Source organism: Gelidibacter sediminis (assembly GCF_004364975.1).
Taxonomy (GTDB): domain Bacteria; phylum Bacteroidota; class Bacteroidia; order Flavobacteriales; family Flavobacteriaceae; genus Gelidibacter; species Gelidibacter sediminis.
In genome coordinates this window covers 113,216-132,517 of the sequence record NZ_SOBW01000009.1, presented here as the reverse complement: position 1 = coordinate 132,517, position 19,302 = coordinate 113,216, and the positions used below count along the sequence as shown (strand labels likewise).

The 19,302-nt window shown below is 37.1% G+C and carries 18 protein-coding genes and 1 pseudogene; 2 read left to right on the top strand and 17 right to left on the bottom strand.

What is annotated here, in order from left to right:
- Positions 1-81 precede the first annotated feature (81 nt).
- Together BXY82_RS13525 and BXY82_RS13520 are read right to left on the bottom strand one after the other, a co-directional pair.
- A complete protein-coding gene (locus BXY82_RS13525) occupies positions 82-957 on the bottom strand; it encodes a DUF808 domain-containing protein (protein WP_133758772.1) in 876 nt (291 codons plus the stop codon).
- Between the two features lie 28 nt (positions 958-985).
- Positions 986-1,747 carry a CDP-alcohol phosphatidyltransferase family protein gene (locus BXY82_RS13520; RefSeq protein WP_133758771.1) on the bottom strand — a complete coding sequence of 254 codons (762 nt, stop codon included), beginning with the start codon at positions 1,745-1,747 and terminating at the stop codon, positions 986-988.
- A gap of 239 nt (positions 1,748-1,986) precedes the next feature.
- Between BXY82_RS13520 and BXY82_RS13515 the strand changes: the two genes are divergently transcribed.
- Complete coding sequence (locus BXY82_RS13515) at positions 1,987-3,024, top strand: putative type IX sorting system protein PorV2 (protein ID WP_133758770.1); 1,038 nt, start codon at positions 1,987-1,989, stop codon at positions 3,022-3,024.
- A 14-nt stretch (positions 3,025-3,038) separates the two neighbouring features.
- Here the strand turns inward: BXY82_RS13515 and BXY82_RS15490 are convergent, their stop codons facing one another.
- On the bottom strand, positions 3,039-3,260 hold the full coding sequence (locus tag BXY82_RS15490) for a hypothetical protein (RefSeq protein ID WP_166643307.1): 222 nt from the start codon (positions 3,258-3,260) through the stop codon (positions 3,039-3,041).
- Between the two features lie 36 nt (positions 3,261-3,296).
- Between BXY82_RS15490 and lnt the strand changes: the two genes are divergently transcribed.
- Positions 3,297-4,886, top strand: a complete 1,590-nt coding sequence (gene lnt / locus BXY82_RS13505; RefSeq protein WP_133758768.1) for an apolipoprotein N-acyltransferase — start codon at positions 3,297-3,299, stop codon at positions 4,884-4,886.
- Between the two features lie 190 nt (positions 4,887-5,076).
- On the opposite strand, the gene BXY82_RS13500 is transcribed toward lnt, so the two are convergent.
- The 14 genes and pseudogenes from BXY82_RS13500 to BXY82_RS13430 form a co-directional block, all read right to left on the bottom strand.
- Entirely contained in the window at positions 5,077-6,333 is a 1,257-nt protein-coding gene (locus BXY82_RS13500; protein WP_133758767.1) for a sulfate adenylyltransferase subunit 1, read from the bottom strand.
- Positions 6,334-6,421: 88 nt separating this feature from the next.
- Positions 6,422-7,327: a sulfate adenylyltransferase subunit CysD gene (gene cysD / locus BXY82_RS13495; protein WP_133758766.1), complete on the bottom strand. Its 906-nt coding sequence runs from the start codon at positions 7,325-7,327 to the stop codon at positions 6,422-6,424.
- On the bottom strand, positions 7,324-7,923 hold the full coding sequence (gene cysC, locus BXY82_RS13490) for an adenylyl-sulfate kinase (protein WP_133758765.1): 600 nt from the start codon (positions 7,921-7,923) through the stop codon (positions 7,324-7,326). The genes cysD and cysC overlap by 4 nt, the downstream gene beginning before the upstream one ends.
- Positions 7,924-7,927: 4 nt before the next feature.
- Positions 7,928-8,374 carry a DUF2061 domain-containing protein gene (locus BXY82_RS13485; protein ID WP_133758764.1) on the bottom strand — a complete coding sequence of 149 codons (447 nt, stop codon included), beginning with the start codon at positions 8,372-8,374 and terminating at the stop codon, positions 7,928-7,930.
- 284 nt (positions 8,375-8,658) lie between these two features.
- Positions 8,659-10,050 (bottom strand): exopolysaccharide biosynthesis polyprenyl glycosylphosphotransferase, encoded by a 1,392-nt coding sequence (locus BXY82_RS13480; protein WP_133758763.1) that lies wholly within the window; start codon positions 10,048-10,050, stop codon positions 8,659-8,661.
- Positions 10,051-10,299: 249 nt separating this feature from the next.
- Entirely contained in the window at positions 10,300-11,325 is a 1,026-nt protein-coding gene (locus tag BXY82_RS13470) for a glycosyltransferase family 4 protein (protein ID WP_133758762.1), read from the bottom strand.
- The gene (locus BXY82_RS13465; RefSeq protein ID WP_243835843.1) at positions 11,276-12,640 is read right to left on the bottom strand and encodes an O-antigen ligase family protein; all 1,365 of its coding nucleotides are present in this window, start codon (positions 12,638-12,640) and stop codon (positions 11,276-11,278) included. The genes BXY82_RS13470 and BXY82_RS13465 overlap by 50 nt, the downstream gene beginning before the upstream one ends.
- Positions 12,641-12,728: 88 nt before the next feature.
- Positions 12,729-13,535 (bottom strand): transglutaminase domain-containing protein, encoded by an 807-nt coding sequence (locus BXY82_RS13460; RefSeq protein ID WP_133758761.1) that lies wholly within the window; start codon positions 13,533-13,535, stop codon positions 12,729-12,731.
- Positions 13,536-13,615: 80 nt separating this feature from the next.
- Positions 13,616-14,740, bottom strand: coding sequence for a glycosyltransferase (locus BXY82_RS13455; protein WP_133758760.1), 1,125 nt, complete (start codon positions 14,738-14,740; stop codon positions 13,616-13,618).
- Positions 14,737-15,828, bottom strand: a complete 1,092-nt coding sequence (locus tag BXY82_RS13450; RefSeq protein WP_133758759.1) for a glycosyltransferase family 4 protein — start codon at positions 15,826-15,828, stop codon at positions 14,737-14,739. The genes BXY82_RS13455 and BXY82_RS13450 overlap by 4 nt, the downstream gene beginning before the upstream one ends.
- A gap of 148 nt (positions 15,829-15,976) precedes the next feature.
- The gene (locus BXY82_RS13445) at positions 15,977-17,266 is read right to left on the bottom strand and encodes a glycosyltransferase family 2 protein (RefSeq protein WP_243835842.1); all 1,290 of its coding nucleotides are present in this window, start codon (positions 17,264-17,266) and stop codon (positions 15,977-15,979) included.
- Between the two features lie 53 nt (positions 17,267-17,319).
- Positions 17,320-18,147: an FkbM family methyltransferase gene (locus BXY82_RS13440; protein WP_133758757.1), complete on the bottom strand. Its 828-nt coding sequence runs from the start codon at positions 18,145-18,147 to the stop codon at positions 17,320-17,322.
- A 304-nt stretch (positions 18,148-18,451) separates the two neighbouring features.
- Entirely contained in the window at positions 18,452-18,571 is a 120-nt protein-coding gene (locus tag BXY82_RS15715; RefSeq protein WP_133758756.1) for a glycosyltransferase, read from the bottom strand.
- 183 nt (positions 18,572-18,754) lie between these two features.
- Positions 18,755-19,231 (bottom strand): annotated as a pseudogene (locus BXY82_RS13430) (glycosyltransferase); the annotation flags it as partial.
- Between the last annotated feature and the right edge of the window lie 71 nt (positions 19,232-19,302).

Below are 19,302 nucleotides of genomic sequence, written 5' to 3'. Positions count from 1 at the left end.
AAACTATAATCCCTCTAAACCTCCTCAACTTTTAAACTCCCTAAACTCTCATCTAAACCTTCTAAACCAGCACAACACTCCCTACTTCCTAAAAACCGCAATCAGCTTCTTAACGCCAGTAAAAATCAAAAAAGCTACCAACCCTACAGCCAGTCCAATTACAAATTCTCTTAGTAGACCCGGCCACGACTCTAAAACGTGGTGTAAAAATTCTAAATTATGAGCAAAAATACCACCAGCTACGAGCAGCAAGGCAATCGTACCAATAACACCAAGGCTTTTAATGACCCAAGGCAGCGCATTGACCAATAAATGTCCAAAGAAATCAGAGACACTCTTATCCTTATCATTTAAGTGGATCAATCGGTAGCCAAAATCGTCCATTCTAACAATTAATGCTACAATCCCATAAACACCTACTGTTGCAATCAGTGCCACAATACTCACCACTAAAATTTGAACGATCAGCGATTGACCAACAACACTGCCCAATGCAATAATTACAATTTCTACAGATAAGATAAAATCTGTAACAATAGCCGACTTGATTTTGGATTTTTCTATTTCAAGGATATCGGCTTCAGACAGACCTACCGTTTGCACCGTTTCAACGCCATGCTGATGTGGCACCAAATATTCATACAACTTTTCTGCGCCCTCATAAGCCAGGTAAATACCTCCTAAGATCAAGATGACTGTTACTGCTACAGGCAAAAAGGCACTGAGTAAGAAAGCCACAGGTAAAATAATGAGCTTATTAATAAAGGATCCCTTTGTAATGGCCCAGAGCACAGGTATTTCTCGTGAGGCAACAAATCCGGAAGCTTTTTCGGCATTAACAGCCAAATCATCACCTAAAATTCCCGCAGTCTTTTTAGTAGAAATCTTAGCCATAGCGGCTACATCGTCCATAAGGACACCAATATCATCCAATAATGCAAAAAATCCTGAAGCCATAGCGTTATAGTAGTATTATAAGTTTGTTTTAAGCTTGCCTTGTTAAGGTTTTAGAAAACAAAGATAATAAGACGTAAAAAACGATAATGATCGGTATCGCAACAAATTTGAACAGTATGATAAAAATTGCACTTAAAATGATGAAAATATAGCGAACGGCATTGCTTTTAAAACTCCAATCTTTAAATTTCAAGGCAAAGAGATTAATGTTAGCATTTAACAAATAGCAACTCAAAAAGGTCATGGCTACCAAAAACCAAGGATTTAGAATAACGGTATTGATGGCGTTACTATTTTGGAATTCCATAATTAATGGTAATGACATTATCAGCAAGGCGTTGGCAGGTGTTGGTAGCCCTGTAAATGAAGTCTGCTGGTCTTCATCCAGATTGAATTTAGCCAATCGGTAAGCTGAGGCTAAGGTAATAAAGAGTCCGACTAGGGCTATTGGAGAAAATTTAATTGAAATCCAATGCATCGCGCTACCCCACTCATCACCAAACGTGTAGGTATGGCTATCAGTGGCCAAGGTGAGTAACTTAAACATGACAATACCAGGTACCAATCCGCTAGTTACCATATCAGCCAAGGAATCTAACTGCAGACCTAGTGGACTTTGAACATTAAGTTTTCTGGCCACCAGTCCATCGAAAAAGTCAAAAAAGATGCCTAAGAATACAAATAAGGCAGCTGCAATAAAATTATTTTGAACGGCAAATAGTACCGCAATGCTACCACTAAATAAATTCAGGAGCGTGATAATATTTGGAAGATGTCTTTTTAGAGCCATGGTATAAGTTTGTGTAAAAATAACAAACTATTTTTATAAGAAAATGCTTATTTGGCATATTTGAGGTCCTTAATAATCAAATATTTGGTTCTATCCATTCCTATTAAGGTTGAATATTTGTTGTTACTAACACTATCGCAACAACAGATACCCCCTCAAGGTATTTAGAATAAAAATATTATGCATCTTTGTAAAAACTTTAAGTATTGAAAACGCTTGCTTTCCTAGCATTTTTCCTCATGGCAACATTGATTTATGGACAGACGGCCCGTAAATATTCCAATGAATTTATGAATATTGGCGTAGATGCTGCCGCTTTGGGCATGAGTAATGCAGTGGTATCGCAATCGGCTGATGTCAATTCTGGGTATTGGAACCCCGCAGGTTTAACAGAACTGGAAGATAACCAGATAGCCCTAATGCACTCTAGCTATTTTGCCAATATTGCCAATTATAATTATATGGCTTTTGCCATGCCTTTGGATGATAGAAGTGCGGTGGGTATCTCGTTGATCAGATTTGGTGTGGATGATATTTTAGACACGACACAATTAATTGATGATCAAGGCAATATCAATTACGATCGGATCAGTTTGTTTTCTACTGCCGATTATGGCTTAACATTTTCCTACGCCCGTAAAATGCCTATAGACGGTTTTAGTTATGGGGTCAATGCAAAAGTGATCCGACGACTTATTGGCGATTTTGCGTCTTCTTGGGGATTTGGACTTGATTTAGGCATACAATTCCAATCACAAAACGACTGGAAATTTGGATTGATGGCGAGAGACATCACCACGACTTTCAATGCCTGGTCGTTTAATAAAGAAAAACTTGCCACTATTGAGGATGCTGTGGAAGGTCAAAATCAGACCGTTCCCGAAACTACGGAATTGACCATTCCGAAATTACAGCTAGGCATGTCTAAGAAATTTGTATTTCACTATGATTACACATTAGAAACCGCACTCGATTTAAATGTGCGTTTTGAGCAAAATAACGATATCATTTCCAGTTCGTTTGCAAGCATCACACCTGCATTGGGCTTTGAATTTGGCTATACAGAATTAGTGTTTTTAAGAGCAGGAGTTGGCAATTTTCAAAATGAGCTCCAACTTGACAATTCTGAAGATTTAACTTTTCAACCCAATTTTGGAGTGGGTTTTAAATATAGAGGCATTCAAATAGACTATGCGTTTACGGATATTGGCGACCAAAGCGCAGCCCTCTACTCCAACGTGTTTTCATTAAAATTAGATTTCAGCGTGTTTAGATAATTTAGTTTCAGGTTTTATGTATCTTGGTTCTTGGTTCTTGGTTCTTGGTTCTTACTTCTTGGTTCATGGTTCTTGGTTCTTGGTTCTTGGTTCTTACTTCTTGGTTCATGGTTTTTGATTCTTGGTTCTTGGTTCTTGATTCCTAATTCTTTGTTCTTAATTCTTAATACTTGTATCTTAATTCTCTGTTCTATATTCTTTGTTCTATATTCTCTGTTCTGTATTCGCTGTTCCATATTCCATCCTAACCAATTAGTTTGTAAATTTACCCAATGAAAAATTTCTTATTAGCGCTACTTTCAGGATTCATCTTGGCCTTTGGTTGGCCCACTTACGGCTTTCCGCTTTTGCTTTTTATAGGGTTTGTGCCGCTTTTATTGGCCGAGCACCGCATAAGAACTTCCAAACTACGCTGGAAAAAACTAGCCGTTTTCGGATTGAGTTATACAGCGTTTGCCATCTGGAATTACATCACCACCAACTGGCTGCAATATGCTGATGTATTTGGCGCGAGCTTTGCCATTTTGGTCAACTCTATGTTGATGGCCATACTAATGGTGTTTTACCACAGCATTGCCAAGCGTACCACTGCCAACATTAGCCTATTGTTTTTAATGTGTCTATGGATGGCGTTTGAAAAACTGCATTTAGGATGGGATTTTTCGTGGCCATGGTTGAATTTAGGGAATGGCTTTTCAGAATACTTCACTTGGATTCAGTGGTACGAGTACACCGGGACCTTTGGCGGAAGCTTATGGATTTGGGTCGTTAACATTCTCATCTTTAAAACCGTAATAAAATATCTTACCGACCAATCGATTCTAGCACTTAAAAGCAATGCTATTCTGATACTCAGCATCATTGTAGGACCAATATTAATTTCATTGGCCATCTTCCACAGCTATACCATTGAAGGCGAAAAAATGAATGTTATCGCTTTACAACCTAATATCGATCCGTATTCTGAAAAATATAACGTCCCCAATGAAGCCATTGCAGACTTGTTATTACAATTGACGGATACAAAAATCACCGACCAAACAGATCTTGTGGTGGCACCAGAAACTGTTTTTGCTGACAATGTCAAGATTCATCAATTGGAAGACATGTACTTTAAGAGGAAATTGGATGTTTACCTCGCTGAGCATCCTAATGCTAATCTTTTAACCGGCATCTCATTCATCAATTTTATCACCGACTCTTCACAAATACGAAAACAATCCAACTATCACAGGAGCGGCATTTGGTATGACGATTATAATTCTGCCATGCTTCTTAATCAAAGCGATAGTGTACAATTATATCATAAATCGAAGTTGGTAGTTGGGGTGGAGACTTTACCCTATCAGGAGATTATAAAACCATTAATTGGCGATTTTATGATCGATTTGGGCGGCACTTTGGCCATGAAAACCACCCAAGAAGAGCGTAGCGTGTTTACGACAGACCAGCCGAACCTTATTGCCGCGCCCATCATCTGTTATGAATCGGTTTACGGCGAATTTGTGACAGGTTATGTCAGAAATGGCGCTACAATTTTAGCCATCATCACCAACGATGCGTGGTGGGGCGAAACACAAGGCCATAAACAGCATTTAAGTTATGCACGGTTAAGAGCGATAGAAACACGTCGGGATATTGTGAGAAGCGCCAATACGGGCATCTCAGCGTTGATAAATGCAAAGGGGGAAATCACCTCGTCATTAGCTTATAATACCCAAGGTGCTTTAGCAGGAACGTTAACTAGCAACGAGAAAATTACCTTCTACACATGGGCCGGCGATTATATAGCACGCATCGCCATATTTGTGGCGCTGTTTGTGTTTTTGATTACGATGTTTAGAAGGAGCAGAGTGGTGTGAGGTTTGAGGTGTGAGGTTTGAAGTGAGAAGTGAGAAGTGAGAAGTGAGAAGTGAGAAGTGTAGAAGTTCGAAATTTCGTTTTGAGGCCGAAAAATCCTACTTACTTCTTATCACAGCTTATAATCAATCAACAAAAACAATCTCTCAATCAATATCATTTTCAAATTCAAGTTCAATTTCAACTTGAACTTCAAATAATCATTCCTGCGCCAATCGTTTCGTTAGTCTGTTCATCTATAATAATGACACTACCTGTTTGGCGGTTCCTTTTGTAGGAATCATAAAAAATAGGTTTTGAGGTTCTAATAGACATTCGCGCAATATCATTCATCTCCACTTGATCAATGCCTTCAATTCGATGTAAAGTATTGATGTCTATTTTGTATTTGAGCTCTTTTATTATGGCCACACATACGTTAGTGGTATGTTTGATGATAACTTTTGTACGAGTTTGAATAGGCTTCGTACTCATCCAAGAAACTAAAACTTCCAAATCCTGACCAATGTTTGGCACATTGTTTTCGCGCACAATCATATCTCCTCGACTGTTATCAATGTCGTCCTCCAATGTAATAGTTACAGACATTGGCGAAAATGCTTCTAATATTTCCTCACCATTGAGCTCAATCGTTTTTATTGTAGATATAAATCCTGAAGGCAGAGATTTTACTCTATCTCCAGGCTTAAACACACCCCCATCAATACGTCCTGCAAAACCTCTATAATCTTGATAATCAAAGGTATGTGGCCTAATGACTGATTGAATAGCAAAGCGGCAATCGACCAGATTAAGATCACTGGAGATATGAACATTCTCTAAATGATACATCAGAGTGCTTCCCGCATACCAGTCCATATTCTTGGATCGATTGACCACGTTGTCGCCGTGTAACGCAGAAATTGGAATGAATTGAATGTCCTTGATACTTAATTTGGATGAAAACGCTTTAAAACTTGACACGATATCATTATAAATATGCTCGCTATAATCCACCAAATCCATTTTATTAATACACACTATTGCATGTGGAATCCGTAGCAAGGATGCGATAAAGGCGTGACGATGAGTTTGCTCCATCATCCCTTTTCGGGCATCTATTAAAATTATAGCCAAGTTGGCCGTAGAGGCTCCTGTTACCATATTGCGAGTATATTGAATATGACCCGGGGTATCCGCAATAATGAATTTACGCTTGGGAGTAGCAAAATAGCGATAGGCTACATCAATTGTTATACCTTGTTCTCGCTCAGATTTTAAACCATCTGTAAGTAAGGATAAATCTACGTAATCATACCCTTTGCTTCTACTCGATTCTTCTACAGCTTGAAGTTGATCTTGAAAAATCGATTTGCTATCATATAACAACCGACCAATCAAGGTGCTTTTACCGTCATCAACACTTCCTGCCGTCGTAAATCGTAAAAGTTCTATATCCTGATATTCCATTCGTTTTCTATTCTCAATTTTCTATTTGTATTCCAATTTTATGATAGATGCTACCGTCAAAAATCGGAAGTTCACATCTCTCCATCATTCAAAAATATCCTTGTTTTTTACGATCCTCCATAGCGGTTACTGCGCGTTTATCATCGGCACGTCCACCACGTTCAGTGGTACGGGTGGTTGCAATTTCTTTGATAATTTTATCTAAAGAATCTGCTGTTGATTCTACAGCTCCTGTAATGGTCATATCGCCGCATGTACGGTAACGAACGGTCATGGGCATGACTTTCTCGTTTTCCTTTAACTTGATATAGTCAGAATTGGCTAATATTGCGCCATCTCTTTGTACACAATCGCGTTGGTGCGAAAAATAAAGCGAGGGCAAGTCAATATTCTCTTGTTTGATATATTCCCATACGTCCATTTCAGTCCAATTAGAAATTGGAAATACTCTAAAATGCTCACCATAATTCTGACGTCCATTAAACAAATTCCACAGCTCAGGTCGCTGATTTTTAGGATCCCATTGACCAAACTCATCACGATGTGAAAAAAAACGCTCTTTGGCTCTCGCTTTCTCTTCATCTCTTCTTGCGCCCCCCATGGCAGCATCCACTTTATACGTTTCGAGTGTATCTAACAAGGTGACTATTTGAAGCGAATTGCGCGAGGCATCAGCACCGTTTTCTTCTCTAACTCGGCCTTTATCAATAGCTTCCTGTACCAATCCAACAATGAGCCTCACCCCTAGATTTTCAACCAATGCATCACGAAATGCGATAGTTTCAGGGAAATTATGACCAGTATCAATATGAATTAAAGGAAATGGGATTTTGGCTGGAAAGAATGCCTTTTTAGCTAAATGTGTTAACACAATTGAATCCTTGCCGCCCGAAAATAAAATGGCTGGATTTTCAAATTGGGCAGCAACCTCACGAATAACGTAAATAGCTTCCGATTCCAGTTCCTTCAGATGACTAATAACATAATTACTCATATTCCCTTCTTTAATTTTTGGATGATAAATTCTAGAATTAATGCAACAGATGTTTCTACAGATTGATGATCTGTGACGATTTCAAGATCTGGACTTATTGGTGCTTCATAAGGGGAAGAAATGCCGGTCATTTCTTTAATTTTTCCTTCGCGAGCCTTTTTGTATAAGCCTTTCACATCCCGTCGTTCACATTCTTCCAAAGAAGTATTCACATAAACTTCAATAACTTTACCATTGCCTACAACTGTTTTAATGGCGTGGCGATCTTTTATATAAGGTGAAATAAACGCCGCTAAGGTAACCACACCTGCATCTACCATTAACTTGGCAATTTCTCCAATTCGTCTTATATTCTCAGATCTGTCTTGAGGTGAAAAGCCCAAATCTTTATTTATACCTTGTCTAACATTGTCGCCGTCTAAAGTAAAGGTAGAAATGTTCATTTTATGTAGTTGGGTTTCCACGGCATTTGCCAAAGTAGATTTCCCAGAACCTGACAATCCGGTAAACCAAATCAAAAACCCTTCATGTCCATGAAGCTTTTCACGATCAGCTCTCGTAATTTTATAATTATAATCGTATAAATTAAGACTCATGTTTCTAAGTGCGTTTTAACTTTATTCTTCTCGATCTTCGCATATTGTCATCCAAACCATAATCAATTCGATACCATAATTTTTCATGCAGAAAATAAAGCACCATTTTAGTAATTAGTTCTGCACCTCCAACTTTTAGACCTATTAACGGATCTCCGGTGATTATCCATCCCAGTATAAACGTATCCAATGTGCCAATGCCACGCCAAGCTAGTGTTTTTAATATATGGCGCCGATTAGAGGATATTATTGTTGATCTAAACCATAAAAGTTCATGAAAATAGTATAATATCATTTTTGTAACAAGCTCCAAAACACCTATTTTAATTCCAACAGTAATATCGCTTGAAATAAACCAGGATAACAAAAGTGTATCTAAGGTCCCTAATATTCTATATGAAATGGTTTTGGCAAAATGCCGTTTGCTAATTTTCAATATTTCCCATTGCATTAATTTCTTTTTACACTCCTCAATGTTAGCAACGAGAAGGCTTTTTGGTTTAAAATAAATGATGAACACCCTTATGCTAAAGTTCACTACATTTTATATGGCTCGTTTGTTACTACATAAAGAATTACATAACAAACACTAAGTTTCACGAAGCAGTAAAAACATTCCCACATTAAACTTCAACTTCAATTTCAACTTCAGCTTCAATTTCAACTTCAGCAATCTTCAACCCGCCCGTATAGAAAAGGGATGTTCGGACGGGTCGAAAATCGTAACTCTCAAATCTACTGCCCTCTATAATACAACACCGTACTAATGGTCTTGACCATGATATTCAAATCCAAAAAGAAGCTTCTTCGCTTGATATAAAATAGATCGTACTGTAATTTCAATAAGCTTTCATCAACCGAAGCACCGTAACGGGTTTTCACTTGGGCCCACCCAGTAAGACCAGGTTTTACAATATGGCGCGTTTCATAAAAGGGAATGGTACGGGCGAGTTCCTTAACAAATACCGGGCGTTCGGGTCGTGGGCCGATGACACTCATCTCCCCCTTTATGATGTTGATAAATTGTGGAATTTCGTCAATCCGACTTCGACGTAAGAACCTTCCAAAATTTGTGATGCGCACATCGTTGCGCTCGGCCCACTGTGCACCATTGGTTTCCGCGTCAATTACCATACTCCTTAATTTTATAATTTCGAAAATGGTACCATTTTTACCAACGCGTCTTTGTCTATAAAGAAGCGGACCTCTATTACCAAAAAAATTACCAATCATAACAAAAGGCAATAGAAACAGTCCACATACTAGGCCAATTATTGAAAACAAGATATCAAACACGCGACTAAAAAACATGTACAAGGTGTTATGATTGCTTCGGCTAAAGGGAAAATATTTATAAAACTCCTTGCCTACAAACTGTAAGGGCACCCGATGTGTAATCTCTTCATATACTTGGGTGTATTCTCTAATGGTAAAACCACGTTCTAACAGCAACATTAAATCACTATAGATGTCTTCAGTAATGGTCTCAGAATTATAGCTGGCCACCACCACCTCTGAAATATGTTCTTCCTCTATAACCCTCATTAAATCCTTTGGGGCATATTCTTGAATTACCCTGTTGCTTTTATTAGGGTTGACTTTATTTTCGCAACTGATAAAACCGACGATTCTGTAATTAGGATCAGATTTGACAAGGCCTTCCACAAAATCATTTAAGTAGGCCACTTCGCCAATCATCAAAACTTTTTTATAGAATCTGGGAGAAGCTATTAACTTGACATAGGTTATCCGCCAGAAAAACATGAACACTATAATGGTGAGATAGAAATAGACAATTTGAAGTCGGCGTTCGGGTAGAAAAGGTGTAAGTACGGGTGTTAAGAAATAAAATATGACCGCAGTAGACACAGCCAATACTATATTTTTAAATGACACATCCAACTGACTCGATTTCTGAAGGTCATAAATTTCAAAGACAGTTCCAAAAACCAGGATATAAAAAAAGAGTACAAAAATGGCCACGCGATTGTTCCATGATATCTCCAAATACGCGTATGGAAAAAAAGTACCCAAGACATAAAGCCCGAACACTATGAAAAACAAATCCATAGCTCTGAGCATAAGTTTTCGCTCGGATACTTGAAAATGAATGGCTTTCTTTGACATGGTTAGGTTGGACTTGAGGCGAAGATAATAAGTCTACACAATTATGCAAGAATTTTCAAGAAATTATGCCTTTAACGCAGTATTCAGTTTTCAGTCCTCAGTCTTCAGTCTTCAGTATTCAGAATCCAATATTCAGTATTCGCTATTCAAAATTCGTTATTCGTTATTCAAAATACGGTATTCGTTATTCAAAATTCAGTATTCATTATTCCCCTTTCTCTCTTCTCTCTATTCCTTATTCTTTATTCTTTATTCTCTATTCTTTACTCTCAACACTTCATCCCAAAGCCCCCGAACCTTCCGCCAATCAAATTGCTCCACTTTAAGTCTTGCATTATCCGCTAATGCTGCAGCATGAGAAGGATTCTCAAAAAGCGCACAAATGGCATCTGCCATTACTACTTTATCATCAGGTAGGATTAAAATTCCATCAACACCATCAGTAATCAAATACGGCATCCCACCCACATTTGTAGAAACTACAGGAAGCCCCAGGGCCATAGCTTCAATCACGCTAATAGGTGTATTATCGTAATTGGTGGTATTGATAAATACATTATAGTCTTTAGAAAGTGCAATCCAATCTGTTTTTGAAAGCTTTCCTGTAAAAGCAACTTCTACATTGAGTGCATTGGCTAAAGTTTTGACCTCAACTAAACTCCCATCTGCATCAGGACCAACCATTGCTAATGTAGCTTTATAACCACGTTGTTGAAGTTCATTTAAAACCTCAACTGCTAGCTTAGGGTTGTAAATTTTAGAAAAAGAGCGCACCCAAAGCAATTTTGGAACATCAACTGGTTTTGGACTGTATGTGTAGTTTTCTAGAGTGATGACATTCGGAATATAAACCACATTTTGATATCCTAATGTTGCAAAGTTTTCTATTAAATATGTAGACGGAGACACATTAACCAAAGCGTTTTTAAAAAGTGCTTTGGACAAATAAGGAGTCTTCTTTAAACGGAATGGCAAATTACCACCATGAAGAATCGGGATGTATGGTAACTTCAAAACCCGGCACAGTTGACTCACCAACACTGCATAATAGAAATTCTGAGTGCTATAAGTGTCAATAAGGACAACAGCTGTCTTTTTTCGAGTGCTAAATGTTGTCCAAAGCATCTCTAAAAGTCTCAAGGCCTTATTAGACTTCTCAGAAGTATAACGCACGTCATAGCCACTTTGCTCAAGCAAAGGTCCTAAAACAGAACTATAACCAGTATTACTCTGAGAGTTCTGGAGATGGTTTCCTACGTAGAGTACGTTTTTCATGAGTAACGTTTAATAAGGCGAGGCCGTAAATAAAGGCAGGCATTGCAATACGCATGGACATATGGTTCACGGTTAAAAACCAAAATGCTAAAAAGGCATAGAAATAATAGTTGCCTTTATTTCGGGAACGAATATCTAAAGGTTTAAAAATAAGAATGACTAGAATAATAACCCCAAAAATACCATGCTCCGCTAAAGTGCGACTCACTTCACTGTGAGAGGTGACCCCCTGTCCTTCATCTTCAATCCGCTGATCTTTAGCGCGACTAGAACCGATGCCCAAAAATGGACTTGCAATAAAACCGGACAGCTCCTCTTGAAATAATTCACCACGCCCCGTGGTTAAATCTTCTTTATCGCGTCCTAAGTGATCCTTGTTTGCATAGCGTAGATTCACTAATCCATCCGTCTGATTTATACTAACTGCCCATGTGAATATTAAACTGATACAAAACAACCCAAACACTGCAATAACTTCCTGACGCTTCCGAGATTTGGCGTGGCGAAAATAATATAATAAAAATATGCCAACGGCAGCAATAGCAGCAATTACCCCTCCACGACTCATAGTGGTAATCGCTCTAAATGAAATCAAACCTAGTAAGGTAGCATTGAATAATTTCAATGCCAGGCTCGGCGATTTGGTAAAGAGACGAATCGCCATGATAAACATTCCGAGACCTAATGCCGCAGCCACTTGATTTGCTCCCCAACCTCCTGCTGCAGCTCTATTAGACGCAGTACTTGTTAAAACATCCCGCAAGTTAGGTGTATATAGATAAATATAAGCTGTATGTGCTAAAATTGGAAGCACCATGAACAGTAATATTTGGGAAAGCTGTGCATGACTAATTTTTTTATCATAACAGAATAAGGCTGCTAAACCTAAACAAATAGGACCACTTAACACAAAGGCAATATTTGTTCTAAAATTGGCATCAAAACTTAAAGTCGTAGAGGCAACAAAAATAGAGGGAACCAAAAACATGAGGTAAATAAAATACGCATACCCTTTTCCTGAAAGTCCTTTATAGAACATCCCTATCAATAAAAATAGAATAACCATATATTTTCCCGCCTCATAAGAAATGGCTCCTTTAGTAGTTCTTAAAAACACCTCAGCACCCACAAAATAGGCACAGGCCTTTAAAACTTCAAATGTTTTTTCTTTCCCAGAAACTATTATGATGCGATAGGTGAAATAAATTACTGCCGCAAAAAAATAGAGTTTAGCAAGACTTTCATTCATGTAAATTAAAATTCCCAGAGCGACATGGAACCCAACAATACTGATATAGGTAATATTAGTCTTCAAATTAAAGTGGATTGCAATTTAAATTAGATACGATTGGAAGATAGTTTTATACGATTATAAGGTGGCAGAATCCAAATTAAAAGCGCCATTAGTTAAAAATTTTTTTATAATTGTCTAATGGAAACTTGTAATGATAGCTTTTTCCAAGCAAATACACTAAAAAATGAATTACAAATACAGGTATAAAAGGTCTTCCAATTTTCAAAAATCGATCGTAAGTTGCATTTCTGTAATCACAAATTAAGAATGGCGTAATATCTGAATTCAAATAATTTTTTACAATTTGTTCATTCTCAATTGCATTATTTTTAAAAATAGTACGGTACTCAATAGCATGTCCTAATCTGACTTTTTTATAGAGCCCTAATACTGATAAAAGATTGTTTTGGGCACCATAAAACAATACTCCTAGGGAAGCATCGATTAGAATCCATTTTTGTAATTCTTTACTATAAAACTCATTAAAGGAATGTCCTCCATTGCCTACATTAAAAGGTACACTTGTAGTGCCCCATTCTCTTACCTGAATGTCATTAATCACACAAAAATTATTAAATATTTGTGCAATATCACTACAAACACCTCCCTTTCCATACATCATAATTTGAAGGGCTCGATCTGAAGGAGCACTTACACCAGGGCCTACATGTGTATGACGATTTAACCATGTGACCAACTTTTTAATGCACTCCAAATCTGTATCCGGTTTACCGTGTTCAAAAATACGTTCATTAACTTTAAAAAAGCATGATGGAATCGACTCCTTAGTATTCAATGTATTATAAGAAGTATTGGCTATAGCTGATGCGCTTGAATTTTTGGATAACAACCAAAATCGGCTGATATATAAAAATGGATGGCGTTTAAAAGTCCAATGTAGTTTTTTTAAAAACATTAACTAAATGACTTAGAATTAGTTTGAGTTAAAAATATCATTTTTATTTAAAAGAGGGGCCATGTTTATAAAAATGAATTTTATAATATTTCATTTAATATGCGTTGATTATAATAATCGTAACTACAGCGTCTAATAAAGTCTATAGAATTCCCTTTCATCCATTGATGAGTAGACGGACTCATAGACACTAATTTTAATAGACACTGCTTTAAGGCTGAACTATTTACGCCTGTCATGACAAATCCATTTTCACCATCCCTGATATAATGACTAATGGAAGACACATTTGAAACTATAGGAATGCAACCATAATTCATGGCCTCAGCAATCACTTTTGGAAAGCCTTCAGATGCTGATGGCAATAAAATAGCATGTGATGTCATGTAAATTTGATGCACTGCCACTCGGGAGAGATGGCCATAAATTATAAACGGCAATTTTAAGGCATCCACACGTTTTTTATAGGTGTCTATTTCTGGTCCAGAACCCACTAAATGAATGACCCCAATTTTTTTCCGTGTCTCTAATTCTAGCTCTTCTATAGCAGCAATGATTAAATCTACCCCTTTTGCCGCTTCCAAACGTCCAACAAAACAGAGTTCTAAAGGAAACTGAAGCGATTTGGAGGACATTACCATTTGTCCTATTTTGATTTCTTGTTCAGTCAAACATGGGTTTTCAAAACTTAAACAGTGTTTTGGTTGATCTTCCCAAAATCCATTAATAGTGACTGGGCGCAATTGTTTTTCTAAAAGCCATTTTTGAATTGAATACGCTAGAGGCGCATTTCTTTGTTTCCAGTTTCCGGCATATTTATACCATCCCTTTTTACGGCTGAAAAATAATAAATAAGGTATTACAAACACACCTATCCCTGTAGGGGCCCTAAATTGAAAATAGTCAGCTCCTTTAAGAGCCTTTCGGATAATCGCAATGACTTTTGGAATTTGAATTAGGATTCCCAGTTTAGCGCTTATAGTACGCCCGCCAACCGCAGGTAATGCCACAAATGTAATCTGATCAGAAAGATAAGGCATCGTATTGGGCGGTGCTGGTGAATCGTGCAACATGGCCGCATGCGTAATGCTATCGAAAATTTGTAAAAGATGATTGATTTCTGTCACTGTAGACCCCAACCCGACAACACTTCCGTCAGGAAGCAGATAGTGCTCTGTATGAGAGATTATGGTTAAGGTTTTCATGGCAAATGTATGAGATACTGTTGTATAATATGGTCCCAGCTATGTTGCTGAGCCCATTGTTCTGCTTGAGACTTGAATATTTGAGGATGACCGATTAATGCACTAATACTCGCACCGACGGCAGCCACATCCTGAGCATCAACCAAGAACCCAGAAACACCATCATTGATGGCATCTTGTATCCCGCACCCTTTAGAACCGATGCTCGGTACTCCTAAAGCGTTGGCCTCTAAAATGGCTATTCCAAAACCTTCCACATCGCCGGTTTTGCTCTCTGTACTTAACATCACAAAAACATCCGTAGCTAAAAGTGATGCTTTTAAAGTGGCATCATCCACAGCGCCATGAAAAGTCACATTGGCGTCTACTCCTAACACTTTCGCTTGACTTAAAAACGCTTCGGCTTGTGTTGGAATTCCAATGCAATGGTAATGAAGATCTGGAAATTGCTTCTTCAATTCCGGTAACAATCGAATAACTTGTAATTGCCCTTTACGTGAACTCACCCGCCCCACTGTAGTTAACACAGGGCTCCCCTTCAATGGCACCTTAGAAACATTGTCAACTAACCAATCACTTATATCAATGCCATTAGGAATGATGTGTACGTCTCGTTTCAAATGCACTACTAATTGTTTCGTATAATGCGATACAGCGATAATAGATTCAAAACGTTTCAAGGATAGGTCAATTGTTTTTTTTAAAATAGCTGACTTAAAATTCACTTCCGTGCCATGAATCACTGCCATCTTGGGGAACTTATAAAAAAGTGAACAAAAAGCGACATTCCATAAAGCAAACTTTCCTGTCGCAATCACAACATCTGAACTCTTCAAAACCTTTAAAGTTTCTATAATCCTATTCAAATACATCCACAATCGTAGATGACGCAGTGCAATCCGTTTAACTACAAATGGCAAACCAGCATCAAACCTATTCTCCACTTGTTCCTCCCCACGCTGATCCGCAACAACAGTTACCTCATAATCGTTTTTAGACAAATACAACGCCAAATGATACGCATGATTGCCTATCCCCCCAGGCTGTGGTGGAAATTCTGAAGTCACGATAAGTATTTTTTTCTTCAACGCGTTTAATTATTTAATCAGTCATTGCGAGCGTAGCGAAGCAATCTCAGTCCTTGCGAGCGAAGCTCCACCAATCGTCATGGCGAGCGCAGCGTGGCAATCCCTTATTGGAACGACCACCATAGGGTCGTAAATTCATCTTCAATCTTCAATCTTCAATCTCTAATCTTTCAATCCGGTCCCCCTCCTTCAACTTTTCACTCGCCAAGCGCCAACTTCTCATCACCTGAACAAGCACTACAGGCAGTAGCAAGATACTCAAGAGCACTCCAATCAACAACAGTGGTTTGTTTTTTTTAAACTGATACGGCATGATTGACAAAGGTATCGTTCGTAGCAATGCCCATCGGGCCGCTGAATTGCCATAATATTTTCTAAAATAATACAATACGCTAGGGATAGGTCTTGGTGCAAAAAACGAGGATGGCCTAAACGCATCCCAACTTCCCATTTCTCTTAATCCACCGGTTCCTGCTTTTACATCTATACAACTCGCATACGGATTAGAAACACTTTTAATACCCGCTAAATATACACGTAAACCGAATTCACCATCACCCATCCGTTGTTTTTCAAATTGTCGATCGAATAATCCTACCTTTTCAAAAACTGATTTATAAAGCATGGCATTGCCTGTAGCGAACTGTGTTGCCAATGCAAAATAAGACCTTTCTTTTGGGATGCTTTGCTCTTCTGGATAAAAAACACCTGCCGACACTTGCGCCTTAAAAAAGTCCAACACTTTTAAATGTGTCGAGATCCAATCAGGTTGGATGCGTACATCATCCTCAGATAGCGCAATAAACGCACCTTTAGCTTTTTGTATGGCTCTATTCCGTGCCAACCACAACGCTTTTTCGTCCTGACGAATGACCCGAAGGTTTAAATCAAAATTATTGTAAAAATCGGATTGAAAGGGCTCCGACTGGTCTACCACAATAATTTCAAAATGCCCGTAATCCTGTTTTTCAAAACCCTTTAAAACATCGCTTAAATATTCATAACGATTCAAAGTTGGAATGATTACGCTGACTAAAGGCTGTTGGGCTATTAAATTGGAGGTATAAGATTGCCATTCGGGGTAGACTAGAGGATTTAAATTGGAAACAGAGCGGTTAACAGACGATGTTTGCCACCATGCGCGCAATTCCTTAATCGGATTATGGTGTGTTACAATTCGCATCAACATAACATAAAACACCCAGGCAGGGTGGAAGTGTTTGCGAATAAAATGATAGTTATCCCGTATTGAAACAGATTCAAAATCAGTATACGTATCAGCCACGCCTATATAACCTAACTGTACAGCCTGATATGATAAATCATAATCTTTAGCTAATTGGGAGGTGTAGCCTTCATCCCATTGTAGTTGCTTAACAACCTCCTCTGGCAAACAAGCAACTATAGGAAACACAGTTGCGCCAACGTTCGTAGACAAACGAAAATAGTGTGTAGGTTGGAGATATTTTAAAAAGAGGAATGGCATTTAATTTATTTTGGAAGACAAAAAATATTTGGAGGTAATTGAGTATTTAAAATATAAGGCTCCAATGCCATGTCTAAAATATGATAATTATTCGTAATAAAAAAATCAATTATTCGAGGATCATCATTAGTTTCAACTATATAAAGAGGCTGATACCGTTCCATAACCTCTAAACTACCTTGCAATATATCATATTCAATGCCGTCCACATCTATTTTAATAATATCACATCTACCTAATTGATTTTGATTGTCGTAGCTATCCAATGTTAACATTTGAACCATATCATATTTATCTGTATTGTTCGTTTTGTTGAAATTGGAAGTTGTATCCATATGATACATTTTTACTGTTTTATTTGTTTTTCCAATGGCATTATATCTCAGAATAATATTTTTTAAGTTATTGTGATCTAGTGATTTTAAAAACGAATTATATACGTTTTTATTAGCTTCAAAGGAGTGTACCGTCCCTTTTTTGCAAATAGACAGTCCCCACACCATACTCATAAAACCGAAATTTGAACCAACATCTATTACGATACAGTCATCATGTGACTTATGTAATTGTTTACTTAAAATAATAGAATTCCTTAAAATCGTATTCTCAACCCCTTTATCTCTTGCTTTTATTGCACTTTTTATAGAGGCATAGTATCTAAATTTTATAGGATATTCTAAGTAGTACTTTTCAATCTCAACAAATATTTCTTTAAACCTTCCATTATTTCTCAATAACACATCTCTTAATGGTTTAAAAAAATGACTGGACCCTAATCGATTCTTAGTCTTTGTTGAAAGCCTTCTAAAAATAAACTCATACAGTATTTTCATATAATAATTTTAATTAAATTAACTGTTAAATTCTAAATCAATTTTGATTAATTTAGTTTAGAAGATGCGTAATATAATATACTCAGCAGCAAATTCAATTTGATAGAATAACATTTTCTATATGTGCATAAATTTTATACTTATCGAAAATTTATATATAAATATATTTAAAATGCTCAGAAGAAGAACCTCTATTGATAAAATAAGGCTTAAGTTTATCTTTTAGCTCTTCAACAGATTTAGGATCGAATAGCTCTTCAACAGATTTAGGATCGAACGTAATGCTTTCTAAAACATCTTTATCTTATATAAAAGTTAAGGCACCAAATTTGGCGGATACTATAATTGGACAGCCTAGCGAAATAGCTTCGACAAACACTAAACCTAATGCCTCAGACAAACTAGCTAGAATGATAACGTCCATATCTCTTTAAAAAACAACCATCTCATTGGCTGACAGATTACCTCTAAAAATTACTTGTTCGTGAATTCCTCATTTTTCACAATGTGCTTCTAATTCATTTTTATTTGGACCAGTTCCTGCCATATAAAAATTATAATCGGTTTTCTTAAAAAAAGCTAAAGCTTCCAAAACTACTTTTTGATTTTAATTTTTTACCAATCTTTCAGGACATCCTATTTTCAATACTTTTGAGACTATTTTATAACTCCTTTCAATGTTGTCTTTATTAATTGATGACCAAAACGGAATTGTTTTAATTTTAGAAATAGAAATTTTAAAATCTTGATGAAGTTCATCTTTCGTATGATGTGAATTAGCGATAATGACATCTGCCAGCCTTAAAAAACTTATCCTTATGAAAATATTCATTAATAAAGCCCCTGTTTGTTCATTTAAGGAATGAAACCATACAATGTTTTTGGTTATAGCACATATCTTCCCAAATAACAGGGCTGGATTCACATAGCTAAAATTGGATAGAACTACATTAAGCTTAACTGTTCTAATAATTTTATATATTTCATAATAATTAATCAAATAGCCTCCTTTTTTTTCAACTTTTATAAACACCATGTTTTTTTTCCACATCTCTTCTTGATTAAGTGAAAAATTGTGCACTTCATAACCATCTTTAGCTTACTGCCTAGAGACCTCTTCAAAAAAACGAGATAAATGACCAGAGGATCGAGTAT